At 62.9% G+C, this 24,102-nt stretch carries 24 protein-coding genes and 1 tRNA gene; 7 read left to right on the top strand and 18 right to left on the bottom strand.

The features are described from left to right. Positions 1–42: 42 nt before the first annotated feature. From J2X45_RS05555 to J2X45_RS05540, 4 genes are all read right to left on the bottom strand, one after another. Positions 43–381, bottom strand: coding sequence for a transcription initiation protein (locus J2X45_RS05555; protein ID WP_310212317.1), 339 nt, complete (start codon positions 379–381; stop codon positions 43–45). A gap of 67 nt (positions 382–448) precedes the next feature. Continuing rightward, positions 449–523 (bottom strand) — tRNA-Gly (locus J2X45_RS05550). Between the two features lie 97 nt (positions 524–620). Next, complete coding sequence (locus J2X45_RS05545; protein ID WP_310212314.1) at positions 621–1,658, bottom strand: site-specific integrase; 1,038 nt, start codon at positions 1,656–1,658, stop codon at positions 621–623. Positions 1,659–1,704: 46 nt separating this feature from the next. Continuing rightward, a complete protein-coding gene (locus tag J2X45_RS05540) occupies positions 1,705–2,001 on the bottom strand; it encodes a hypothetical protein (protein ID WP_310212311.1) in 297 nt (98 codons plus the stop codon). A gap of 507 nt (positions 2,002–2,508) precedes the next feature. Here J2X45_RS05540 and J2X45_RS05535 point away from each other — a divergent pair. Both J2X45_RS05535 and J2X45_RS05530 read left to right on the top strand, forming a co-directional pair. Further along, positions 2,509–3,627: a hypothetical protein gene (locus J2X45_RS05535; RefSeq protein ID WP_310212309.1), complete on the top strand. Its 1,119-nt coding sequence runs from the start codon at positions 2,509–2,511 to the stop codon at positions 3,625–3,627. A 5-nt stretch (positions 3,628–3,632) separates the two neighbouring features. Beyond that, the gene (locus J2X45_RS05530) at positions 3,633–4,172 is read left to right on the top strand and encodes a hypothetical protein (protein ID WP_310212306.1); all 540 of its coding nucleotides are present in this window, start codon (positions 3,633–3,635) and stop codon (positions 4,170–4,172) included. A 708-nt stretch (positions 4,173–4,880) separates the two neighbouring features. On the opposite strand, the gene J2X45_RS05525 is transcribed toward J2X45_RS05530, so the two are convergent. From J2X45_RS05525 to J2X45_RS05515, 4 genes are all read right to left on the bottom strand, one after another. Beyond that, entirely contained in the window at positions 4,881–5,462 is a 582-nt protein-coding gene (locus J2X45_RS05525) for a recombinase family protein (RefSeq protein WP_310212303.1), read from the bottom strand. Between the two features lie 587 nt (positions 5,463–6,049). Continuing rightward, positions 6,050–6,361 (bottom strand): excalibur calcium-binding domain-containing protein, encoded by a 312-nt coding sequence (locus tag J2X45_RS20305; protein WP_404980007.1) that lies wholly within the window; start codon positions 6,359–6,361, stop codon positions 6,050–6,052. Positions 6,362–6,701: 340 nt separating this feature from the next. Further along, positions 6,702–7,073 carry a hypothetical protein gene (locus tag J2X45_RS05520; RefSeq protein ID WP_310212300.1) on the bottom strand — a complete coding sequence of 124 codons (372 nt, stop codon included), beginning with the start codon at positions 7,071–7,073 and terminating at the stop codon, positions 6,702–6,704. Beyond that, on the bottom strand, positions 7,073–7,498 hold the full coding sequence (locus tag J2X45_RS05515) for a hypothetical protein (protein ID WP_310212297.1): 426 nt from the start codon (positions 7,496–7,498) through the stop codon (positions 7,073–7,075). The genes J2X45_RS05520 and J2X45_RS05515 overlap by 1 nt, the downstream gene beginning before the upstream one ends. A gap of 131 nt (positions 7,499–7,629) precedes the next feature. Here J2X45_RS05515 and J2X45_RS05510 point away from each other — a divergent pair, with 131 nt between their 5' ends. From J2X45_RS05510 to J2X45_RS05500, 3 genes are all read left to right on the top strand, one after another. After that, positions 7,630–7,890: a helix-turn-helix transcriptional regulator gene (locus J2X45_RS05510; protein WP_310212294.1), complete on the top strand. Its 261-nt coding sequence runs from the start codon at positions 7,630–7,632 to the stop codon at positions 7,888–7,890. A gap of 182 nt (positions 7,891–8,072) precedes the next feature. After that, the gene (locus tag J2X45_RS05505; protein WP_310212291.1) at positions 8,073–8,654 is read left to right on the top strand and encodes a hypothetical protein; all 582 of its coding nucleotides are present in this window, start codon (positions 8,073–8,075) and stop codon (positions 8,652–8,654) included. Between the two features lie 198 nt (positions 8,655–8,852). Continuing rightward, on the top strand, positions 8,853–10,463 hold the full coding sequence (locus J2X45_RS05500; RefSeq protein WP_310212288.1) for a recombinase family protein: 1,611 nt from the start codon (positions 8,853–8,855) through the stop codon (positions 10,461–10,463). An 890-nt stretch (positions 10,464–11,353) separates the two neighbouring features. Here the strand turns inward: J2X45_RS05500 and J2X45_RS05495 are convergent. Further along, positions 11,354–11,935, bottom strand: coding sequence for a hypothetical protein (locus J2X45_RS05495; protein WP_310212285.1), 582 nt, complete (start codon positions 11,933–11,935; stop codon positions 11,354–11,356). Positions 11,936–12,236: 301 nt separating this feature from the next. Here J2X45_RS05495 and J2X45_RS05490 point away from each other — a divergent pair, with 301 nt between their 5' ends. Then, positions 12,237–12,626, top strand: coding sequence for a hypothetical protein (locus J2X45_RS05490; RefSeq protein WP_310212281.1), 390 nt, complete (start codon positions 12,237–12,239; stop codon positions 12,624–12,626). Positions 12,627–12,659: 33 nt separating this feature from the next. On the opposite strand, the gene J2X45_RS05485 is transcribed toward J2X45_RS05490, so the two are convergent. The 4 genes from J2X45_RS05485 to J2X45_RS05470 all read right to left on the bottom strand — a co-directional run bounded on the left by J2X45_RS05485 (position 12,660) and on the right by J2X45_RS05470 (position 17,664). Then, positions 12,660–12,929 (bottom strand): hypothetical protein, encoded by a 270-nt coding sequence (locus J2X45_RS05485; protein ID WP_310212278.1) that lies wholly within the window; start codon positions 12,927–12,929, stop codon positions 12,660–12,662. 1,273 nt (positions 12,930–14,202) lie between these two features. Then, positions 14,203–14,910 (bottom strand): hypothetical protein, encoded by a 708-nt coding sequence (locus tag J2X45_RS05480; RefSeq protein ID WP_310212276.1) that lies wholly within the window; start codon positions 14,908–14,910, stop codon positions 14,203–14,205. Positions 14,911–15,128: 218 nt separating this feature from the next. Further along, entirely contained in the window at positions 15,129–15,302 is a 174-nt protein-coding gene (locus J2X45_RS05475; protein ID WP_310212274.1) for a hypothetical protein, read from the bottom strand. A gap of 484 nt (positions 15,303–15,786) precedes the next feature. Beyond that, entirely contained in the window at positions 15,787–17,664 is a 1,878-nt protein-coding gene (locus tag J2X45_RS05470) for a glycoside hydrolase family 9 protein (RefSeq protein WP_310212272.1), read from the bottom strand. A gap of 154 nt (positions 17,665–17,818) precedes the next feature. On the opposite strand from J2X45_RS05470, the gene J2X45_RS05465 reads away from it, so the two are divergent. Continuing rightward, a complete protein-coding gene (locus J2X45_RS05465; protein ID WP_310212269.1) occupies positions 17,819–19,366 on the top strand; it encodes a DUF885 domain-containing protein in 1,548 nt (515 codons plus the stop codon). 60 nt (positions 19,367–19,426) lie between these two features. Here J2X45_RS05465 and J2X45_RS05460 read toward each other — a convergent pair whose 3' ends face one another. The 5 genes from J2X45_RS05460 to J2X45_RS05440 all read right to left on the bottom strand — a co-directional run bounded on the left by J2X45_RS05460 (position 19,427) and on the right by J2X45_RS05440 (position 24,076). After that, on the bottom strand, positions 19,427–19,762 hold the full coding sequence (locus J2X45_RS05460; protein WP_310212266.1) for an EF-hand domain-containing protein: 336 nt from the start codon (positions 19,760–19,762) through the stop codon (positions 19,427–19,429). A 109-nt stretch (positions 19,763–19,871) separates the two neighbouring features. Then, positions 19,872–20,810: a prephenate/arogenate dehydrogenase family protein gene (locus J2X45_RS05455; RefSeq protein ID WP_310212264.1), complete on the bottom strand. Its 939-nt coding sequence runs from the start codon at positions 20,808–20,810 to the stop codon at positions 19,872–19,874. A 170-nt stretch (positions 20,811–20,980) separates the two neighbouring features. Then, positions 20,981–22,102: a histidinol-phosphate transaminase gene (gene hisC / locus J2X45_RS05450; RefSeq protein ID WP_310212261.1), complete on the bottom strand. Its 1,122-nt coding sequence runs from the start codon at positions 22,100–22,102 to the stop codon at positions 20,981–20,983. Between the two features lie 44 nt (positions 22,103–22,146). Beyond that, entirely contained in the window at positions 22,147–22,947 is an 801-nt protein-coding gene (locus tag J2X45_RS05445) for a chorismate mutase (protein ID WP_310212258.1), read from the bottom strand. 103 nt (positions 22,948–23,050) lie between these two features. Continuing rightward, positions 23,051–24,076 (bottom strand): DUF2125 domain-containing protein, encoded by a 1,026-nt coding sequence (locus J2X45_RS05440; RefSeq protein WP_310212255.1) that lies wholly within the window; start codon positions 24,074–24,076, stop codon positions 23,051–23,053. Positions 24,077–24,102 lie beyond the last annotated feature (26 nt).

The following is a 24,102-nucleotide window of genomic DNA, read 5'->3' as shown; positions in this document are numbered from 1 at the left end:
GAGGAGCCCGCCCGGTTCGTCCGGGCGGGCTTTTTCATATGCCTAGCTGGCCGGGTCGTACATGAACTCGCGAAGTTCCTGATCGCACCGGCAGGCGGCGGCCAGCTTGGCGGACCAGGCGACGGCGGCGTCGCGTGAGGGCAGCTCCAGCACAGTGAAGCCGCCATCCAGATGACTTCCAGGATAAGGCTGCGCGGAAACCGCGCCGTCCGCCGACACCCGCACAGGTGCGACGCCCTCATGGATTCCGCCGCCGAACACATAGACCCCAGCCGCCTTGGCCTCGGCGATCACCGCGCGAGCGGCGTCTCCGACAGCAGGCAGGTCCTCGGGCGAGACCTGCATGGCGGCGCTGGGAAAGGAGATGAGATACTTGGTCATCCCCGCAGCATGCGCGATCACACGCGATGTGGGGAGGGGCGATCGAGGATCGATTGTCGGAGTCGACTGGAGCGGGCGGGGGGAATCGAACCCCCGACATTCAGCTTGGGAAGCTGACGTTCTACCTCTGAACTACGCCCGCATTGCTCTGGAATTTCAACTGCTTACTGATCTCAAGGTGCGTCGGTTGGGACGCATTTTACAGATCGTTTTACAGCTTTGTTCCAGACGCGTTCCATCTAGCCGGTCTTAGCCGCCGCCTCAAGGCGCTCGATAACCTTTTGTGTGGCCGTCGCCGGGTCCACATAGTGCTTCCGGATATCGCTCACGCTCGAGACTTCCCAACCGACGATGTCGGCTATCTCCTCGTTCGACAGCCCAGCTGCGGCAAACTGCGTGATCGCCGTTCCACGAAGGTCGTGCAGGTGACGGTCAACGTTTGCTTTCTTTGCCGCGCGAATGAACGCCTGGGTCAAGGAGTCTGGCTTCCAGCGGGTTCCCTTCGACGTCAGTAGAATGTGCGCGGGGGGAACCTTGCCCTCTGATATGGAACGTTCGCGAGCCTCTCTCAGGTCTCCAATTATCTTGGCAGCCTGACCATAGAGGGGCACGCGTACGCGCTTCTTGCCGCCGCTTTTCCCAGTTGAAAAGGTCAGCGCGTTGCCATCGAGATGTTCCCACTTGAGCGACACAAGGTCGTCCCGGCGGATCGCCGTGAGCGAGGCAAGTTGGATCGCGATTGCAGCCTCTGGGGTGACGTGCTGCAAGATCGACGACAGTTCAGTCGGGCTGACGATCAGGTGCGCACGGGAGCCCTTGTACAGGTTCTTGGCACCCGCGATGGGACTCTCCTTGATGAGGTACTTTTCAACGCTCCAGGAAAGAACGCGTTTTAGGACCTGCATTTGGTAGTCGGCTCGACGTGGTGTGCTTGCGAACGTGTCACGCCATTCAATAAAGCGCCTGGCGGCCTGGCGGCTTTCCAACGCCCGTAGCGGCATAGAGCCAAACTCTTCCTCGATGAGGTCGAGAGGCTTGCGCCAGTTTGCTTGTGTTGACGGTGCGAGCGCTTGAAAGCCATCGGGCGCAGCGCGGTACCTGACGATCAAGCTCCTAACGGTCTGACTGTCCGGCTCGTGACTTTTTGGGCGTTCGGCGTAGGCGGCGGCCAGCGCTTGCGCACCTTCATGCTCGGCCCGCAGCGCTTCGTCGAGGGATGCGCCCTCGAACTTCATCAACTTCTCGCCACCCCTGGTCTTGTACCAGTAGATCGTCACCCGTCCGTTCGCGAGAGGGCGGACCACACGATGGGCTCCCGGAAGTCTAGGCGGCATGTGCCTTCCTCCCCTCATCCCAACGCCGGAAGGCCTCATCCGGATCGTCTTCTTCAATGCTGACGATTTCGCCAATATTCGAGATCCCGGATTGACTATCTAAATAGCGATCGATAGCGATCCTATCGTACAGTTCTCGATATCTCCCGCCAACTGTGGCGATTGATATTGGCCGGATATCTAGATTCTCCAGAATTATCGTAGTCTTGTACCCGAGGTATGCCGCCGCTTGCTTCTTGTTCAGAAGGCGAGGGGTGATGACCGGCTGGCTGTCGACGCGTGTCATTCGCGCCTCCGTTAGCGGAGGGCGGCTCGCACCTGAGGTTGGTACGAGGCGGCGGTCTTGGCGTTGAGGTTGGCTTCGCGGTGACTTCCGGAAGCGGGCGACAAGGCAGTGCCTTGCGTCTTCATCATTCGGTCCGGCGGGCCGTTATCTGGCGGGCCGGTCTCACAAGTGGGCGGTCGTGCGCCCGATTGACGATTGCTGGTTTTTGATCCCAGCGAGCGGTCGCATAGCATAAAGTTTGGTCGTCGCAAATGCAGGGTGCGTGAGCATCGTGTCTGACGCGGTAATCGCTTCTAGTACTGATTTATCTGAGGTCTAGCGAAGGCGGGCGCACCTGCCATCGCTCTTTACGGTGCCTTTCAAGCCGCAAAGACAATCCACGGTAGCCAATGATACCTCCCCCTTCTGCAGGATGCGCGCGTACGCTAGGCGCAGTCCAGAGTTGACCGTGGTGCTAACTCGCACTCCAATGGCGAATATGAGTGCAGGGTCGCTCGGGGGGGAAGCTTGAGCACCGTAGACATCAATACGACGATAATTCCCGCTTCAAAACGCATCTGGATCGTCCAGCCGGGCAAGAACCGGAAGTTCTTCGATGACTTCGAGCGGGAGCGCCGCGTCTATCTGGAATTTCCTGGGCTGGATCTAGCTCAACGGGATCTCGATGATGACGGGCTTATGCGCCAACATATCCGGCGCTCCGTCTCCATGGTCGCATACAGGGGGCCCGTCAGGGATGATGGCACGACCATCAACTTGGCAGATTTTCCGTCGAGCCCAGATACCGCTACCGCAATTTTCTTGCGGACTGTCCGACACCTCACCTCTAACATGGCGGTCGGGGACTTGGTTGTTGTGCCGGGGTTTGGTGCGTATTCCCGTGTGCTTTTCGGTGAGATCGCTGCGCCGCTTAATCTGGAAGATCGCGCTCGCATCCACCCCTATTTGTGGGGCGATATTCTCTTTCGACGGGTCAACTGGCTTTCTACGAACAGGTTTAAGCAGGAGCTTCCGCTTGATCTGTTGAAGTACATAGGGAAGCCGCCAGCGATTGCAGAGGTCGCTCGGAATGCGTTGACCGAGCGATTCTTCGAATACGCGTACGGCTCCTTCGTCAAGGAGGGGCAGAGCTGGTCTACGATCACCGCGCCTACCTACAGGGGCAACGATCCATCAGCGATTAGTCAACCGACGCGCCTCATCGAGTTTGCAGTTGCTGCCTATCGTGCAACCGGGGGAGGGCAGGACCTCTCTGGCCTTACGATGGATGAGATTATCGAGCGCTACTACGACCCAAGAGACATTGAACATTTCGGTCTGTCGTTTAACTCGCCCGGACGCCTGGACTTCAAAGCGAGAGACAGCAAGCTTGCGATCTTTGTCAGCGTAGTTATCGCGCTCGCCGGCGCAGGTATGCTTAGCGGTTGTAATGCGAGTTCTACACCGGTCCATATCACCAACTCGAAAACTGCGGATCAAGCCATAAGCGTTGAGATGCAGGAACAGATTAATATTATGGTTAGTGGCATAGATCAGCCAACTGCAGCAAAGGTTGATCAGATTGGTCAAGAATCAAGAGAAAAGATTGGCATTCAGACTGTCGCACAGATTGATGGGGTGGAATAAATCCTATGGGATTGGGCCAATTTGCGGCGGCTTTTTTCTTCCGGCCCCTCGGTTGGTGTTGGAAGCATCTGTGGCAAGACAAGGTGCCGCTGATATGGAATATCGCGGTAGTGATCATTGCTGCATGGGGCTCATATAGTATTGCGCCTGCAATCAATGAAAAGGTTGAGCGGCAGAAAATTCAATCTGAATATGTGTCTCAAAACCTTAAAGATATAAACAATCTTATTGCTGACTTTTACGTTGCTGTTCAGAAAGTCAATTCTTCGAAGGGGGAGATTAGTAAATTAGATCTTGAGAAGTGTGACGAGATCGCAACCAAATTGCATTGGAAATCCATAGAGGTTTCTGCAATTCTTAGAGATAGAGATGATCAAAAGTTGATGCTTTCCTTCCAGAGGAAGCTCAATGATGTGCAGAAGGCTATACCTGAGGTTCGCCAGAAGGACGGTTCACGCAAACTGAGCGCCGCGCTCACCGACTTTTCGGCGACTGGCGTCCAAGTGATAGGTGCGGTCGCTCGTAGAGCAGAAATTCGCGAGTAACGTGAATGCCGCTACGATAGACCAGTTGGCCGGTACGAAAGTTTGAGCCCATTCGCGGCTCCTATTGATCGCTTTTCCCCGGAGGGAGGCGTCTAGGCCTCTTCGAGACGCTTCTTGATACGCTGGATGGCTGAACGCGACACGCCGAACTCCGTCGCCAGCGCGCCCAGCGAGGACCCCGGTTGGCGCTTTTTTGAGGGTAAACTATGCGTTTTCAATCATTGATAGCGACAGCCGCGCTCGCCGTTTTTGGTTGTGCGGCGGTGGCCGCAGCGGACCCGCCCGCGACACCTTTTGACCTTCATTGTGAGGCCAACTCATACGGAACCCCCATACGGTATATCATAACGATCGACGCCAAGAGGGGCATTTACTGTAGGCGTGGTCTAGCGCGCGGCGGCTTGTGTGAGGCTGCCCAAGTTCTCCCGATCCAGGAGCAAAGTGACGCTCGCTATACCCTTAGCACGCAGACCTGGGTCATGCGGGACCCCGATGGCAAACAGACACTGACGACCTACATCAATCGTTATACGGGCGCACTTGTCGAAGAGTACCTTCGCCCAACAGGCGAGACCGACCGTGTCATCTATGCGTGTGAACGCCGTGCCGCTTCACCGATCCCGAAGCCGGCATATTGAACTCAGAGCGTAAGCCCGAAGCGTCAGTAGATCTGACGCAGGTCGCAGGCTGGTCGATAGAGGAGGGTGACTAGGCCCCGTCGACACGTTTCTTGATGCGCTGGATTGCGGAACGGGACACGCCGAACTCCGTCGCCAGCGCGCCCAACGATGACCCCGGCAGCTTCGCGCGCACGTCAGCGATCTGATCTTCTGTCAGGACCTTCGGGCGCCCGAGTTGCTTCCCCTGAGCCTTCGCGCGAGCGAGGCCTGACTGGGTCCGCTCGACGAGGAGATCCCGCTCGAACTCCGCGACGGCGGCAATCACGCCCATCGTCATCTTTCCTGCGGGGCTAGTGAGGTCGACGCCTCCAAGCGCGAGGCAGTGAACGCGCACCCCGTCGCTCGCCAGCCGTTCCACGGTCGCGCGGACGTCCATCGCGTTGCGACCAAGGCGATCGAGCTTCGTGACGATCAGGACGTCCCCGCTCTCTAGGCGGTCCACCAGCTTTGCGAACTCGGGACGCTCCATGGCGGCGTGCGACCCTGAGATCGTCTCTTTGACGATCCGCTTGTGCTCGACCTTGAAGCCGGCGGCCTCGATCTCCCGCACCTGGTTGTCACTGGTCTGGTCGCTGGTCGACACGCGACAGTACGCAAATACCCGGCTCACTCTGCCCCTCCGATCGAAAACGTGTATCGGATTAAAAGGTGTCCCAAAAATAGGGTCAAGCTATTTTGCGATACAGCGCAGCGAGGTGTATCGAAACCGGTCGTTTTCGACCTCGCTTCGTGCTCGAACCGTGGAAGCGGCGAAATCGTTAATCGTAGAACGCCGATACTTGAAGCTTGACGGCTAGGCCCCATCTGCAGGGCTCGATCAATTGTACGGACCCCTCTATGAGCCGAACCATCCCCGAAATCCGCGCCCGCCTCCATGAGCTCGCTGACGAGCTAGGCGTTCCAGAGCTTGCGCAGCTCGCGGAGGAGACTAGGCGGCAGTATCACGGACGTCGGGCGCCCTCCCGTGCAAGGCCAGTCGATGACTCTTTGGCTATGCGTGTGACTTTGTTCGCGCGGCGACACCCAGACATGCCTCAGCGGGAGATCGGTCGCCGGTTTGGGATCGATGGAGGGCGGGTCTCAGAAATCTTGTTTGGGAAACGTGGCTGACGGCTTTCGTTGTCGCGTGGAGCTCAGGTCGCTTGGAGGTCGCGCCGCGAGTTGCCCGACCTCCATCGTGCCGGATGGCCGGATCGACTACCTCTCGCAAGCGACCCCGTCACCATCGCGATCAAGGCCGGCTCGATAGCCAGGTTCTCCAACTCTTATCGGCGCTGCACCGGCGGCGCGCGCCTCTGCGCAGTTGGCAAAGTAGGCTGAGCTCGTTGGGCGAGTTCCGCTTGAGGCTGGCCTAGCCGCCGGAGCCCTGTGGCAGTGATAGTCGCCAGTCTTCCGGTTGTTGTGACAGCCCTCGGCGTTGAGACCGCCGGGATGAGAGTGGGCAGGCGCGATCCCGATGGGCGCACCGACACCGGCGATGATTGATAGAACGACCAGAGCGCGATGCATTGAATTTCCTCCCCAATATGTTGCATAAAATGCAACCTAGAGAGTCTTTATATGGTCGCGCAAGTCCTGGTGATTGTCTTATGGCGAACAAGTGGCCTGACGGCGGAGAGACGCCACTCACCAAGTCGGAGAAGTGGATCTTGGGGATCGTCGGCGTCGTCCTTGTCGCCGGCTTCATAGGCGTCGTCGTCTTGATAACGCTTTCGGCCTTAAAGCTTCGGCTGACACCCGCCCTGCTGTGGATGTTGGGGCCGGCGCTGTTCGGTATGGCGATCTTCTGGGTACAGCCTTGGCGCCAGGAACCCCCGTCACCTAGGCGGAGGCGGTAGATCGCCGGACCTCATCGGAGGTCATCTAGGATCATTCGCTGCAACTTGTTGAACTCCTCGCCTGATGCGAGCGTGCAGAGCCCCAAGACAAGCTCGGGGACCCTGGTCATCATCCAGACGACGGCCACGTGGGCCGGCGAGACGTTCAACGCGCAGGCAATTGCCGGAACCTCGTGAGGTTCCGGGAGCGAGGTGCCTTCGTACCACTCTTCGACGACCGCCCTCGGACGTTTGGTCGCTGAGGCGATCGCGTCGGCCAATAGCGCCCTGTTGCGGTGAGCGCCTCTAAGCATCGCGCTGAACAGGGACGTGGCGGATTGGATGATGGGCGTGTCGTCGGCCTGTTCGGAGTTGAGCTCAGATTGTCTCGCCTTGGTCGCCATCACGAGCAGGCAATGTCCTTAAGCCGCTGAGCTTCTTCCAGGTCGCGCTCGGCCTTCGGTAGAGACGCTTCCGCCGCGTTGAGGCGACCCTTGAACACGTCACGCCAGCCGTTCGCCTGGCTGGGAGGGATGCCGATATCTGCGGCGACCATTGCCCGGTAGGTCGCCATCGCCCTTGGATCGCGCGTCGTGATCGCATTCTTGGCGATCTCGATGTCTGCCTTGATCTTGTAGATCTCACCCTCTGCCTTAGTGACGCCCATCCGTCGCTCCGGGCAGTAGTCGACGACCTCAACAGGTTCAGGCGGCTTGTCAGGGCCGGTGCATTTGGCGACCAGCCAAACGATGCCGACAACAACGATTACGACAGCAGTAACGCATCCGTTGAGCGCTTCCTGATCTTTCGACTTAGCCTGCTCCCCCACGAGGACCCCTCACTTCAAGCAACAAAAAACGCCGGTCCGAGAGACCTGAGCCCCGCAACCGATTCCACAAGAAAATCGTGTAGACGACCCGATCGCGTAGCGAAAGCGCTGGCTCCTCAAACCAGCGCCGAATGCCCGAACCGCTCTCAGCCCCGCGTTACGCTTTCCTGCGTGAGATCCTGTCTCGCGTCCGGAAGGACGCGGGCCTGACGCAGACCGACATGGCCGAGCGCTTGGAAGTTTCCCAGCAGGTCGTTTCTCTGATCGAAAGCGGACAACGCAGGATCGATGTCGTCGAGTTCCACGCTTGGGCGCTGGCGACGGGTCAAGACCCGGTTCGACTTTACGCAGAGGTGTCAGAGCAACTCACGGGAGGCGCGTCGGGTCAGTAGCTCGCGCCATCACTGACTATCGACGCCAAAGTCGAAAGGGCAGTCAATGCATGCCGAGCGACGCCGTTCGCTTGGTTGGGAGAGCCGAGGTGTTTTTGATCGCTCCTTGCGCCCCTGGAGCGGACGTTGCCGTTGGCTGAGATGGGGTGGAAAGTAGCCGGAGCCAGGGCTATCCAGAATCCATGGCCGAGCATCCTATGTTGCCGCTGTCTCCGCCCCCAATGGGCATTGTTGTTGCGGGCCTGTCTCAAGCCAGGAGGCATAAGCGACGCTTTGATGCAGTCATCACTCTCGAAGATCCCGGTTGTCGGTCGGCCAACCAGCTCCGCTTCAATCGCCAACCCGCTCCCGCGCATCTGATCCTCGCGTTCGAGGATGTTGACGATGACACCCTCGGCGTTCGCGTAGCAACGAGAGAGCAGGTCGCGGAGGCTCTAACCTTCGCTCAAGAGCATGCAGCGGGCTCGCTGCTGGTTCACTGTTTTCACGGAGTGGGAAGGTCTGCGGGGATAGCGCTGGCGATCATGGCCGATCGGCTAGGCGCGGGCTCAGAGGCAGAAGCACTTGAGCATCTGCTGGCTATCCGCCCCATCGCAACGCCTAACCTTGTGGTAGTCAAGCACGCCGACGACATCTTGGAGCGTCGAGGCGGGCTGATCTCCGCAGTCTCGGCCTGGGAAGCCTCCGCCCCCGGGCTGAAGGAAAAGCGCGAGGCTCGGCTGCATCTCGTGAAGTCCAGTCCACAGCTCTACTCTTGGCTCTAGTCGCGCGCTAAGCCAACGTACGGGACGGAGACAGCGCTCATTCGTCAAACCCGTCATCGAGCAGGTCGCCAGGAAGCACACGTCGCGGACTTTCGGAACCTATGCAAAGCGGCCCTTGTGGCCTTCCGTGCCTGAACGGCGGGATATCCAAAAGCCAAGAAAAGGAGCAGCGTAAAGCCCGGGGCAAGGAGCCACGCCATGCCAAACGAGCTAACGCGCGAGAAGATAGTCCCGGCAGCTCAGTACCTTCGGATGTCCACCGAGCACCAGCGTTACTCACTTGAGAACCAGCGGGTCGCCATTGCAGCGTATGCCGCCCTTCGTGGCTACACAGTCATCGAGACATTCATCGATCCTGGCAAGAGCGGCCTAAGCTTGGCGGGCCGCAAAGGGCTAAAGCGCTTGCTGAGCGAGGTGCTCCAGGGAAGGCCGCAGTTCCGCGAGATTCTCGTGCTGGATGTAAGCCGCTGGGGGCGCTTCCAAGACGTGGACCAGTCAGCCCATTACGAATTCATTTGTCGACAAGCCGGGATACCCGTCCGCTACTGCGCCGAGCCGTTTGAAAACGACGGCTCGCCCATGTCCTCAATCATGAAGCACATGAAGCGCGTCATGGCGGCTGAATACAGCCGGGAGCTATCAGCTAAGGTTTCTCGTGCGCAGCGCCTGCAAGCATCGCTCGGCTTCAAGCAAGGAGGCTTTGCTCCCCTCGGCCTGAGGCGAATGCTAATCGATGAGGAGGGGCGACCGCGCGGACTCCTCAAGCTGGGGCAACACAAGCGCGTAAACACCGACCGCACCGTTCTTGTGCCCGGACCGCCATCAGAGATCGCCCTAGTGAAACGCATCTTTGAACTCTACGTCGATGAGAAGCTATCGTTTCAGGCCATTGCTCGTCGCCTCAATGCGGGCGGTAAGCGCCGAGCCGGTAAGCCGTTCAAGCCGCTGGCGATACAGACGGTCTTGAGCAGCCGCCTATACATCGGCGAGTACGTCTTTGGTCGGACGGCCTCGAACTTGGGAAACATTGTCCGATTGCCCGAGGACCGTTGGGTCGTGACCAAGGTCATGGACCCATTGATCCCCGAAACGTTGTTCAGGCGAGCACAGGCCCACATGGAGGCAACCCGCAAAGGTCGCGTCACAACCGAGAAGCTTCTGACCGACCTTGCCCGGCTCTTCGCGGAGCATGGCACGCTGTCCACCAAGATCATCGATCAGGACCCAAGCTCAGCGTCAGCGCACAGCTACATCCGTCGTTTTAAGACCCTTCGTGCGGCCTTCCGACTTGTCGGGTTCGAAGACTACAAACCCTACGCCAAACAGCGGCCTGTCGATCACGCCGCCTCCGAATTGGCGGACAATCTTAGAGCCATCTGGGATAAGCACGGCGCGATAAGCGCTAGGTTGATCAACGCTGAGGGCCAGCATCCGGCCCGCTATTACCGCTGGCGATTTGGATCGCTGACGAAGGCGTACGAGGCCAGCGGACTGCCGTCGGGCAATCGGGAGCGACGACGTACTGGCGCGAAGGTCACAGCTGCTCTTGGTCCTGCTGTTCCAAGGCCTACGGTGCCGCGCGCCACCGATGCAGAGATGATCAATCACCTACGCCAGCTTTACATTCAGCATGGGTATGTGACCGCCGAGATGCTGAACGATATCGGAAGCCCCTTCAAGGCGTCGAGATATCGCGAGCGCTTCGATACCCTGGCGCATGCCTATGCGCTGGCCGGGTTAGCCTCCACGCAGTCCTCGATCATGCGGGCTGCATATCAGCGGGTAAGAGACAGGGCTGACCTTGCCTAGCCTAGCTCACCGGGCGGAACCACAAACCGCTGGCCCGATGGTGATCGTTTAGCCGGTACGGGACGTATCCGTTGAAGAGCTGCGATCGATGCTGCGGCGATAGGTCTGCAGGCAAGCTTGGCGTTCGGTCGGGCGTCAGAGCAGCAGCGCCGCGCTCTCCTAGGGCGGGTCCTGCATCTGCCCGACGCCCCGACTAACGATCATGAGGGCGTCCTCCCGGAGTGGTCGCTGAAGCGCCTTGGTCTCATCCCAGGGCGCGCGCATCCAGACGTCGCGCGCTCTCCTTTGCCTATCAACGAGCGCCTCCAAGAGGCCCTCCCTCGCTCGACCGTGGCGATATGCAGGGGATTTGAGATCGATCTTTGGGCGCGAACCTCAGGCTCCGGAGGGTGTGGCCCGATCGCTTAGGGTGATGCAAAAATACAACAAACAAGAGTTTCCGGCGACAGGGATGAGCCGCTTTAAGCAGAAAATCCTTGACAGCGACCCCCCGTTTCTGTTCTATATGAATGAGCGGAGCGAATGAATATAGAACCTACTATATCTAGTTCTTAACTACATATATCTACTAATTATAGATATTATAGAACAAGGAACCGGGGGTCTGCTGTCAAGGATTTCGTCCCCGGTGTTGAGGATCTCCACCGAGGTCGTTTGAGACCCCTCCGGCTTTGGTGAGCTCGCTATCGTCTTAAGCTTTCCGCCGGGCTTAGCGTTCGATTGTCCGCCCGACATTGCCCCTTCGCCATGTCTCCGAAAAATCGTCGCTGAGGGGCTTTTGATGGGCTCGACTAGGCGATGTGCACCGGCACGCGCTTCAGGCCCTCCTGGCGCCTCCTGCGGCCTCCTGCGGCCTCCTGCAGCCTCCTGGGGTGGCCCTGCCTCGCTCCTTACCAATAGCCGTCCAGCGCCTCAGGTTTCCGAGCCTCATTTGCCCGCGCACGGTCGATCGCCAACCGACCGCCATAAGTGTTTGGGTCCGGCCAAGCGACGTTGACCTCCCATGCGGTCTTCCCGCAGGCGCACCCCTTCTTCAGCAGCCCGGGGATCGTGGCAATCGTGGTGCTTTCGTCGCCCAACCCTTCGGCCTTCAGGCGGGCGATCATGGTCTCCGGGGATACCAGGCTCACCGTCGCGCACCCACGGCAGACGATCTGGACCTTCACCGCTACGCGCCCCCGCAGGACCATGAGTGGCAAGGTCGCGCGGTTCGGGTTCTCCAGCCACTCGATCCCGCAGCCCTCTAGGCGGGCGCACCTCATCGCGGTCTTCACCTGATCGATCTTGAGCGCGCCTAAGCCCTGCTCGACGATCCGGGCGTGGTCGATGTGGCAGTTCCGGCGGCAGTCGCGCTGGTAGCAGCGTCCCCGCACGTCGTGGTCACGCGCGAGGTAGCCGGAGATCGTTCGATCAAGGGTCAATGTGCCGGCGATGATCGTCCAACCTGTAGGGGGCTTGAGGTCGCGGCGCATGATTATGTTCCCGCTTCGTTCTTGTGCGTAGGCCGATCGGAGTCAACGGCGATGGCGGGTGATGCGCGGGATTGACGCGGTCAAACGGGTGCCGGCGATCGCCGTCATCAGCGATCGACGAGAAGCGCGAAAAGGGAGTCACTGGCGGGCGAAGCGAGGTCGTCTGCTGGTTGGGTAGCTGCGGGAGCTTTTGCGCGCTCCTGGAGCTTCTGGCGCGGACTCCGGGAGGGGCAGATATGGGTGGAAGGCAGACCGTTAGCGTGGTTGAGATGACCCTGGATAGCTTGGGCATGGGACACAGATGGACTGGGCAACCGCGACATTCTTTGATCGAGTAGTCCATAGTTTATGGCTCGATCCCGAGCATGTGCGCGCCAAGTTCGATATCGACGCCATCAGCAAACGCCAGAGCCTATCTAACAAGGCGCTCCTCACCAGTTGGCAGGCAATCGCGCCGGGTTCTGACGCTGCCGTCGTTGAGTTCGATTTTCATGCCACCGGAAATGCTAAGCGAAAGCTGTTGCGACGCTTGGATGGCCACATCCTGAAGCGGAGGGGCGGTTTCAAATTGCGGAGCGCAACGCCACTACAATGGCTCCCCGACTATGCGCTCGCTTACGCAATCGTAGCACAGGAGTGTGGCGGCACCCTTGTGGGCTGGAACCACGTGCAGTCGCCTATGCGCGATTGAGCAAGTCCGTTCAGGGCGGTTGGCGGGCCTTGGCTATCGCCTGAAAGCGATGGTCTGGCACTCAGCGAATGGAGGCTGGCTGACGGCGCTGAACCAGTCTGACCGCCAGCCCGGTAACTTGCTGAGGTGAACGAGCAATACATCCCAGCCCTCGCCTTCCTCATGGAAGAACCAGACCTTATCACCAACGGTGACCTCGCAGCAGATCAGGTCGGTTGTGACCTCATCCCGTTTGAAGAACGACACTTGGTCAATCTCTGACAGGTGGAGCTGATCGAGCACGCTTTGGTCGAAGGCAGTCATTGGCCCAATTTGCTGGCGTCGACCAAAGTCCGCAACGGGCCGTGAGCGGTCATTGCCCTCTGCTCCGCCTCCGGACGTCGTCCGCCTTAATTCGACGGCGACACCGGAAGCGGTCCGCCTATATCGACGACGACGTAGGCGGTGATCGAGGGAGACGGTAAGGGCGTTGGCATGACCACCGCCTCGGCTAGGCGAACTCGTCTTGGCGCCCGCAAAGTTTCGTCAAGACGGTCGCGAATAGGTCGATCGAGGCGTGCTCGAAAAAGTCAATAAAATCAGAGCTAAACGGGTGCTCGGCGACGAGGGTAAGGGTCTGCTGATTTCGCCGGGCCGGAAAATGTCAAGTTACGACCAGGTTTCGTCAACACCTCCGGTCAACCGCCGACAATCCCGGTCCGAGCATCGCCTGGTAGATTGATTAGGAAGGCGACCTCGCAAGGCCGTCACGACGATCCTGCTGCCCCTGGTCTCAAGCGTCCCTCACCAGGGCGCACTGACAACGCGAGGAGCGCCCGCAGCCCTCTTCGGAGGTGGGCGTCAGCTCCGGAGCCGGTGAGGTCGCCGGCCATGGGGGCGGTGACCTGGGAGGTCCGCTTCCGGGAGGACGGTCAATTCCTCCTTCCGACCCATTCTTGCCCCCTCCGCGCCTTCGGCGCTCCTCCCCCAGAGGGGGAAGAAGGGGGCGCACCTTCCGCCTCCTCTGGGGGCGGACGACCGCGAAGCGGTCAGGTGGGGGCCTGCCGCCTGTCCGACTTCCACCCTTCACTGACATCCGCTCCGTCAGCTTCCGGAGGTCAAGAGCGTGGACGGTCGTCGACGGGTTCGAGATCAACGCTGTCCTGGTAAGCGGTCATCCTAGCTTCCTGGCTTCCTGGGAGATCGGGATCATCGCTTTCGAGGTTCATGACCTCCTGGCTTCCTGGCTTGTTGGAAGGCGTCTTCGACGCCTGGGTGGTCTCCTTCGCGTCGCTTCGCGCCGACTTCGTAGACCGACCCTCTTTCATGGAATGGAAGTAGGAAGAATGAAGCCTTGATGGATGGCTTCGCTATGTTGCTTGAAGCATTCCATAGCTTCGGCATTTCCCGCTCTCCGACCTAAACGCTCGGTCACCTCCGGGGAGCCATTACCCCATAGCTCCGCAGGCCCTTCACGCCGTTTTAAGGCGCAAAGAGGCTTGCCGAGAGGTCGATGTCAGCGATGGCGGCTGTAGTGCTGGTTGCCGTACCCATGCGCCCGTAGTGCTCTACACGCGCATACCTCGGGCCGTGTTCGTCAGTGAAGACGACGGCGGATGAGGCTTTGCTCGCACTGCTGTTTGAAAGCGGGAGCGTGTTCGAGGAGGTCAGGGGTGAAGAGGAAAGGTGTGTCAGAGTGTCGGGCGTAGTGCTTGTTGATGTATCCGCACCACCCCTCGATGCTGCCTAGGGGCTTGAGATCGAAGGTGGGGCGGCAATTCTTGGAGCGGAGTATCCACTTCGCGTCGCCAACATCGACGGGAACCGGTTCCGCAGCGATCGGGGTGCGGTCCTCCGTGTTCCCGAACAGGTGGCGTACAGCGGGAAGGTCTCGGGGCGACGGCGAGGTCTTGCCGGAGGTTTCGTCAACGCCGAAGTAGTCGCGTAGAAAACCCCGGAACAAGGGTTCCTCACCCTCGCTCAGAGCGATCATGCCATGGAGATGGGGGCACCCGGAGCGGCTCTTCCCGAAGTTCTCAGGGATGAGCATCGAGGCGGGGGCTTTGGCCTTGCTGGGGTCTTTGGCGCAAGCCCTGCGACCTTGTCCGCGCCCATGTCGGGCGTAGAGCTCCAGCAACTTGCCGGTCATGGGGAGTAGGAAGCGCTCGGGGTCTCGCCCCGCAAAGTTCATGAGCCCCGGCTGTAGCGTCAGCGCGTGGGTCAACCCGAGGTCCCGGGCAAATTCAGCGATTTTCTCGGCCCCGAACTTGTATGCGGGCCGGAAGGTTATCGTCTCCAAGTTCATTCTGACAACAGAATAACAATAGCGCGCCTCTATTGTCAATTGTCACAAGTGAAGAAATTTCCTTCAGCGCTGCGAACACTATTAAGCTATGAAGCTAGTTTGCTAGTATTTTAGGGTTCGGTCGTCGCGGCTCCGCCAGCGCGCGGAGCAAACTATAAGGCCGGAGCCCTAGAAACCTCGGGTACAGGCGGCACCCGGGTCATATAGGGCGATAATATCTAGGACTTCGGTCCTTCCAGGGTCTCTTCACAGCCCGTCTCGTCCGTCCGCTCAAGCTTCTCCTGCCGCTCCATCTCGGCGAGGTGGGTCAGGACGGTCGGGTACTTCTCGGTGATCTTCCTACCGAACGCGGCGACGTCGGGGCGCTCGCGCTTCTTGACCTTGATGGTCATGCTTCCTCTCCGGGGTCAGACCGTTACGACGACATCATGGCCCTGTGGTTTGACGGGAACAACTTGAACCTCTGACCAGCGGCGGAGCACTAGCTGACTGAACCGCCGGTCGCCTCCTTCCGCCTGTTACGAGCAGCTGTTACGACTCGACCTATTCCGGCTGTTCTCGGCTGGTGGGACCTAGCAGCGCCTGATGGTTCCCGAGAGAAGGGTTCGCCTCCCCTCAGCGCGACCTCCAGACAACTCGTGAGCGGCTATTTGGCGCGGATCCAGGCGTGCGATCGCGGTTTACACCGGTTTCGTAACCACTTGATTTTAATCGATGAAATTTGAGCGCGTTTTACAGCTATCGCATTGATTAGCTTGAGAAATGTGCAGCTTGGGAAGCTGACGTTCTACCTCTGAACTACGCCCGCTCAGGGGACGCCCCGTTTAGCCCGGGACGTCTTGGTACTCAAGCGGCTATCCCTCGCTCCAAGCGCGATCAGCGCGCGGTGTCGTCGAGGAAGGCCGAGACCCAGACCAGCGGGGCGTTCCAGTTGATGGCGACTTCATTCTGGGTGAAGGACCGGTAGTCGTCGATCCAGCAGGTCTGTGGCCGGCACTTGCCCTTCATTTCGCTGGCTACGGGGTCGCTCATGTTGGTCGAGTTCGGCCCGCCCGAGACCACGCCCGCAGGCGGGGCGGGATAGGCGGGGTCGGCCTGCTTGGCCCAGAAGCGGTGGTGCGGATGCCGCATCGGTCGCGCGCCAAAGCCCGTGACGTATGACTGGTCCAGCGGGTTGCGGCCCAGCACATAGTCCATCGCGTCGACCGCGCCGTAGCGATAGGCGGCCTCGCCGGTGAAGTCGTGGGCCAGACCCAGCACCAGCGCGCGGTTCAGCACCGAGGAATTGGAGCCCCAGGGGTAGCCAGGCGCAGCGTAGGGCAGGGCGTAGCCCTGGCTGACATCGTCAGACAGGTGCTTGCCGGCGGTGGCCACGAGGTTGGCGCGGGCCTTGGCGATTTCGGCGGGTTTCAGGCCGTTGGGCGCGAGGGCCAGGGTGATGGTCCCTAGAGCGCCGACGCTGTTCCAGCCGATGTCTCCGGTCGGACGCGTTCCTTCGCTGGGCGAGGCGAGGAACAGCGGCGAGGCGCGCAGGGCCGTCTCATAGGCCGCCTCGCCGGTGGTGGCGTAGAGCTCGGCCGCCGCCCAGTAGAACTCGTCGGTCAGATCGCCGTCGCCATAGCCGCCGGAGCCGGTGAAGGGGCCGATGGCGTAAATGTTCGGATGGCGCTGGGCCGCCGCGAAGGCGCGGCGCGCGGCGTCCAGGCACTTGGCCGCGAAGGCGGGGTCGATGTCCTTCCACAGGCGCGCGGCCTGGGCCGCGACGGCGGCGAGGTTCAGCGTCGCGCCGGTCGTCGGATAGTAGAGATAGCGCACCTGCTTGTCGTCAGCGGGCGCTGTCGGCAGAGCGGTCCAGTAGCGGTCCGCCAGCTTCTGGTGCGCCATGCCCGAAGCGTTGATCGCGCTCAGCACCAGCTTGCCGTCGGCGGGCCGCTGATTGCCCACGGGAACCTGCAGGGTCTTGCCCTCGGGAATCTGCATGGCCAGCAGGAAGTCGAGCTGGAAGCGGACTTCGTCCAGAACATCCGGGACGCCGTTGCCGGCCTCGGGCAGGGCCAGGGCGCGGTCGCCGAACGCCGCGAGCGCGGCGGGGCGCTTCAGGACGGCGGCGCGCTCCCAGGCGTTGAGAAGCGTCCAGGCCGAGATGCCGCCATTGACGACGTACTTGCCGTGGTCGCCGGCGTCATACCAGCCACGGCTGGCGTCGAGCGTGTAGTCGCAGCCGGGCCAGACCTGTCCGCGCTCGTCGGCCTGGTCGAAGCAGGTGGCCTTGTCGGGGGCGTGGCCGGCGGGACGCGCCAGGTCCGGGCGCTCGACGTACTGGGCCTCGATCGGGACGCTGGCGCGTTGCTGGTAGAAGAACGACATCGCCGCCCGGGTCAGGCGGCCGTCAGGCTTGGCCTTGATCGCAAAGGCGCGCGACTCGGCGGCCCCGACCTTGAGGCGGTAGCCGTCGCCGGCCTTGCGGAACCCGGAAAGGTCGATCTGGTGGACGTGCTCGCCCGAGGCCTTGTCGTCGCCGAAGACGACGGTCTTGCCCCTGGCGATCGCGGCGCCGTCAGTGTTGAGCAGGACCCAGTCCAGCGGCGTCTTTGACGGATCGGCCAGGATCGCGCGCTTCGGGCCCTGGGCTTCAAAGCCTGTCTGATTGAGCCGGATCGGACGCGGTGTGTCGTCGGCCAGCGCCGCGCTGGCCAGGGCCAGGGTCGAGACAAGCGAAAGGGCGGCCAGGCGGATCATCAACGCTTCCTCCATGGCGCGTCGGCGCGCGCCTTGGGCGCAGGTTAGCGGCGCATAGACAGCGTTGTCACGCGGTTTGTTACCGGTATCCGACCGCCGCCTGACGACAGTGCTGGACACCGGTGTCAGGCGGCTTAGACAGAAAGGCAAGAGTCTCCGGGAGGGCCCCATGCTGAGCCGTCGACAAGCCCTCGCGGGCGGCGCCGCTGTGGGCGCGACCTTGATGGCCAGCCAGGCGCGGGCCTCCAACGACGCTGCGCTCAGGGTCTTGCTGGACACGCTGGCGAAAGGCGGCTCGGCGGCCGACCGTCTGGCGGCGCTGAAGGCGTTTCCCGCTGAGGGGTTGTCGCCCTATGCCCGGCTCGATCGCGACGCGATCCTGCAGGCGCTCGAGACCGAAGCCGAGATCGCGCGGCGGTTTCCGTTCGTCGGCGGCTCAGGCTCGCCGTACGCGGTCACAACCCGCACAGGCGCCTGGCTGAGGACCGCCGAAGCGGTCAAGGCGGGCGGCGAGGCCGTTGACGCCTTAGCTCGTCGCGTCGCGGCCGAAACCGAAAAGCTCCGGGCTGACGCAGGCCTTGGCGTGCTGCCTCCGGGCTTCGTCATCGACAAGGTCGTGGCGGGACTGGCGAAGGCGAGCGTCGGCGCGCCGGAGGGCTTGGCGAAGGCTCTGGCGGCGCAGGCCGAGGCGCTCGCGATGCTGAGGCCGCGTGCGGGCGACGGCGGGGTGCGCTTCAAGGACGCCGAGGCCTATTACGCACTGGTCCTGAAGGCCAATCTCGGCGCGGCGATCACGCCTGCCGAGGCGCACGCCAGAGGCCTGGACGCCTGCCGGCGATTCTCAGCCCGAGCCGATGGGCTGCTTCGGGCGCGAGGTCTGACCAAGGGTAGTGTCGGTGCGCGCCTGACGGCGTTCTCGCGCGATCCCCGGTTTCTCTACAGCGATGATGATGCTGGTCGTGACCGCTTGGTGGCGGACATGAACGCCTGGCTCGACAAGGCCAAGTCCCGTTTGTCTCGGTCGTTCGGCGCCGTCCCCAAGGGCGCCTGGACGAGTCAGGTTTCGCGCATGTCGACCGCCGACGAGGCCGCCGCGCGACAAGGCTACCGCGAGGCGCCCAGCTTCGATGGGAAGCGCTCGGGCGTCTATTTCGTCGATCTGGCCGCTATTCGCAGTCGGCCCCGCTGGACCCTGGCCAGCGTCGCCCACCACGAATGCGTGCCGGGCCACATGCTGCAGATCCCCATGGAGGAGGGCGCGGGCGCTCACCCTCTGCGCACGCGCCTGGCCTGTCCCGGCTTCAGTGAGGGCTGGTCGATCTATGCCGAGCAACTGGCTGACGAGGAGGGCGCCTTCGCCGGTGATCCGCTGGCTGAGCTGGGCTACCTGCAATGGATGCTGTTTCGGGCGGGGCGGCTGGTGATCGACACAGGCTTGCACGCCAAGGGCTGGAGCCGGGCCAGGGCCGAGGCCTGGTTCGCCGACCTGCAGGGGCCGCCGCCGGTCTTTGCGCCCATTGCTCAGGACGTCGAACGCGCCGCCATCGGGCCTGGAAGCGTCGCGGGGCAGGGCCTGTCGTGGCTGGGACTTGTCGAGCTTCGCGCGGCGGCGCGCCGTCGCCAGGGCAAGGACTTCGACCTCAAGGCCTTCCACGACGCGGTGCTCTGGCCCGGGACGCTGCCGCTGGCGATGTTGCGCGCCCAGGTTCTGGGCTGAAAACGAAGAACGCCGCCCGGTGGGCTGACCGGGCGGCGCTCGACGTTCCGCCGAAGAGGGTTAGTTCTGCGGCGGAGCGCCTTCCGGCGGCGGGCCAGGAGGCGGGCCTTCGCCCTGCTGCATCCGGCGCTGGCGCATGGTCTCGAAGGCGGTCTTCAGCTCGTCGAGCATGATCTTGCCGTCCTTGTTGGCGTCGATCATGGCGAAGCGGTCTTCGGGGCGGCCCGCGCCCGTCCATTCGGCCTTGTCGACAGCGCCGTCGCTGTTGGAGTCCCAGCGCTTGAAGACGTCTTCCGGCGCAGGCATGCCGCGCGGCGGTCCATCCTGCTGGGCGATGGCCGCGCCGGCGGCCAGGGTGGTGAGCGAGGCGAGCGCGACGAAAAGCGTGCGGCGCATGTAGGCGATTCCTTCCAGGGTGATGTCCCTGGACGGTGTGATTGAGCTTCTATTGTTGCGGCGGTGTTTCGCAAATGAGGCCCTCTCCGGAACGGAGGGCGTAATCGCCTCAGTGCTTCCCGCGATCGCGGCCGAAGTTCGGCTCCGCGCTCTCCTGGCCCGCCGCCACGATGCCGCGACGGATAGCCCGCGTCCGGGTGAAGTGGGCGTGCAGGGTGTCGGCGTCGCCCCAGCGGATCGCGCGGCTCATGGCCTGCAGGTCCTCGGTGAAGCGGCCCAGCATCTCCAGCACCGCGTCCTTGTTGGCCACGAAGATGTCGCGCCACATGGTCGGGTCGCTGGCGGCGATGCGGGTGAAGTCGCGGAAGCCCGAGGCCGAGTACTTGATGACTTCGTTCTCGGTGACGTTCTCCAGGTCCGCCGCGCTGCCGACGATCGTATAGGCGATCAGGTGGGGCAGGTGGGAGACGACGGCCAGCACCAGGTCGTGGTGCTTTTCGTCCATCAGCTCGACCTGGGCGCCGAAGGCCCGCCAGAAAGCCGACAGTTTGGCGACGGCGGCCGCGTAGTGGTCGTCTTCGCTCTCGAAGGGCGTGAGGATCGTCCAGCGGTTCTCGAACAGCTCGGCGAAACCGGCGTCCGGGCCCGACTGCTCGGTGCCGGCGATCGGGTGGCCGGGGATGGCGTAGATCTTCGACAGGTCCTGAGCCCGGAAGGCTTCTGCCACATTGCCCTTGGTCGAGCCGACGTCGGTGAGGGTGGCGCCCGGCTTCATCGCGGGGATCACCACGCTGGCCAGTTCGGGCACCGACAGCACCGGGGTGGCGATGACCACGAGGTCGGCGTCCTTCACGGCCTCGGCGATATCGCCGGTGACGTGCTCGGCGATGGCCAGTTCGGTCACCCGGGCGCGGTGGGCCTCGCTGGCGTCGGCGACGGTGATCTCGCCGACCACGCCGTGCTGGCGCGCTGCGCGGATCACCGAACCGCCGATCAGGCCGCAGCCGATGACGGTGAGCTTGGGGTACAGGACGCCGGGGTTAGGCATGGGCAAGACCTTTGAACGACCCCCAACCCGATCCTCCCGGCGAATGCCGGGACCCAGATACAGCCTGAGCGGCTGGGGATGATGCGCCTTTTCTCAGTGTTCGATCGAGACCCAACCGCGGGCTCGACCTGGGCCCCGGCATTCGCCGGGGAGATCGGAGAGGGGCGGGATCATCGCCCCATGAACTGGGACAGAAGCTCGACCACGGCGCGGTTCTGCTCTTCCAGGCCGATCGTGATGCGGATCGCGTTGGGCAGGTTGTAGTTGCCGACGGCGCGGACGAGGTAGCCCTTCGAGGCCAGGAAAGCCTCGGCCTCCGGTGCCGTCTTGCCCGGCGTGGTCGGGAAGGTGGCCAGGACGAAATTGGCCGCTGACGGGGTCACCTCCAGGCCAAGGCCGCCCAGCTGCTGGGCCAGCCACGGGCGCCACTGCTCGACCAGGGCGCGCGAGCGGTCCTGGAAGTCGTCGTCAAACAGGGCCGCGACCGCCGCCTCCTGCGCGGGGATCGAGGTGTTGAACGGCGGTCGGATGCGCTCGATCGGCGCGATGATGTGCTCGGGCGCGTAACCCCAGCCGACGCGCAGCGCGGCCAGGCCGTGGATCTTCGAGAAGGTCCGCGTGACAATGACGTTCTCGGCCGTGCGGGCCAGCTCCAATCCGTCCTCAAAGCGCGGGTCGGTGCAGAATTCGGCGTAGGCGCCGTCCAGCACCAGCACCACCGAAGGCGGCAGGCCCGCGTGCAGGGCGCGGATCTCCTCGCCCGTCAGCCAGGTGCCGGTCGGGTTGGCGGGGTTGGCGATGAAAACCAGGCGCGTGCGCTCGTCGACGCACTTGATCACCTCGTCGACGTCGACGCGGTGGTTGACCTCCTTGGCCATGCGCACCTCGCCCTGGCAGGCGCGAGCCCCGATGGCGTAGGCGGCGAAGCCGTGCTCGCCCTGGACGATGTTGTCGCCCGGTTCGAGATAGACCTGGCACAGCAGGGCGAAGATCTCGTCGCTGCCGTCGCCGAAGGTCAGGCGCTCGGGCTCCAGCTTGTAGCGCTCGGCCACGGCGGCGCGCAGGATGTTGGCCTTGCCGTCCGGATAGATGTGCAGCCGGTCGACGGCGTTGCGATAGGCGTCCTTGGCCTTGTCGCTGCTGCCCAGGATGTTCTCGTTGCTGGACAGCTTCACCGGATGGGCGATGCCCTCGACCTTGGACTTGCCGCCGACATAGGCGTGGATGTCCATGATCCCGGACTTGGGCACGGGACGCGGCGCGGCGAAGCGGTCGGCGGAGGAGGCGGTCATCGGACTACTCGGTTGACGGATGTCTTGCGTGAGACGGCCGTCTCTTACACGTCGAACTGCTCCGGTGCAGCCCCGATGACCCCCGTAAGTTGGCCCGGCGCGCGCGCCAGGCGCGAATCGTCGGCCTGGAAGAAGCCGGAGAGCGAGAAGAGCTTCAGCCCGCCGGCGTCGGCGATCAGCTCGGCGGCCACATCGGTCTGGCTCAGCGCCTCGATGATGGCGGCGGCGCTCTTGGGCGAGTCGGTGACCCAGAAGGTCTGGTCGCCGCCGGTCGGCTCCACCTCGACCTCGGCCACGGCCAGGGCGGCCTGCGATCCCCAGGCGGCCAGACACGGCAGCGCGGCGAAGACCTTCAGCTTGGGCTCGGCCAGCAGGCGGCCCCACCAGGGCGTGTCGGACGAGAGCGGTAGGACCCCGACGCCCCACGGCGTGCGGGCCACCGCCAGGGCGTCCTGCGCCGTCGGCAGCAGCGACAGGCGCGGCGCGGTCCCGAACCGCAGGCGGGTCAGCTCGACCGCCCGGGCCGGTTCGCGTCCGCCGAACACGCCTAGATGATAGGGGCCCTGGCGCGCCAGGTTGTCGGCCATGATCTCACGCCAGATGCGGATCACCAGGGCGGCGCTGGCGCCCTTGCGGGGCGAGGCGAGCAGTTTGCGGACAATCTGGGCCTCGCGGCCGGGGCGCAGGCCAAAGCCCGTGTCGCCCGAGGCGCGCTTAGCCGCTGCGACGGCGCCGGCCAGGCCGGCGCGCTCGTCGAGCAGTTTCAGCAGTTCACCGTCGATGGCGTCGAGCCGCCATCGGACCTCTTCGAGAGACGGCGTGGCCTCCGTCGCGTCGCTGCCCATGTTCTTCCCCAAAATTGGAGGACGGACCATAGTCTTTGCCGCGAAACACGCAATAGCTAGCCCTCACGGGAAGAAAATTGCGTGATTGGTCCGATCTGCCCGATCAATAGACGGTGGGCGCGGGCCCTGTGTCGATGGCGCCGAGATAGCTGCGGCCGTTGTCGAAACGCAGATCCGCCTCGATGACCGGTTCCTGGCCCACGGCCTGGGCGGCGGCGGCCAAGGCCTGTTCAGGGGTTTGGATCGGCTGCGAAAGATCGGCGCGCTCCTTGATCGCGACGCTTAGCAGGCCTGTGACCCGGCCATCGGAGTCCACGCCAAGAACGCCGGACTTGGCCCGGCCTTCGGCGTCTCCGGCGAGGATCTGACTTTTCTGCACGGTGATCTGGCCGCCGGCCGCGCTCCATTGCTTGACGGCGGCTTCCCAGTTACGGCCGCGCAGTTGCGAAACGTGGGTCAGATGCGTCTCCAGCAGCATCGAGGCGGTCTTGTCCTGGGCGATGCGGCCCAGCAGCCCGGGGAAGGCGGTCTTGGCGCCGTCGGCCTTGAAGAACACCGCGCCCTGGTCGTCGGGACCGCCGCCGCGGACGTGCAGCTGCATCCGGTCCGCCGAGACCAGGGTGAAGGGCTTGGCCCCCGCGGCCGGGACGAAGGTGAGCTTCGCGCCCTCGATCGAGATGCGCGGCGGGTACTCGGTCACGTGCGAGATGCTGGCCCGCAGCGCCTCGCCGGCGATGGTGACGTCGCCCGCCTCAGGGCGCGTCAGCACCACGCCGTTCGGGGCCACCAGCACCCAGTGGGTGAGGTTGTACACCGCCGCCTCGCCCTTCAGTTGCGGCAGCCGCAGCGCCCAGCCCGTGGGTTCGGCGATCCGGACGTCGGACATCTGGATGTTCATGCGGAACGGGAAGCCGGAAAAGGTCCGGGCGCTCCACAACAGGTCGTAGCCGCGCGACTTGAGGTCCGCCGCCTGGGCGTCCATCCGCTGCTCGGCCTGGCCACGCAACCAGATCCAGCCATAGCTCCAGGCGCCCGCCAAAACAGCCGCGAGGATGAAAGGCGCAAACAGGCGGCTGCGCCGGGCTCTTGCGGGGGCTTTGCGGGACGGGGCGGCGTCGTTATGGGTCATTCTAGGGCGCGTCCAGTCGGGATCGG

The organism is Caulobacter sp. BE264 (genome assembly GCF_031457805.1).
Lineage (GTDB): Bacteria > Pseudomonadota > Alphaproteobacteria > Caulobacterales > Caulobacteraceae > Caulobacter.
Note: the sequence above shows the minus strand (reverse complement) of the source record. Positions and strands in the feature narration are given on the sequence as shown.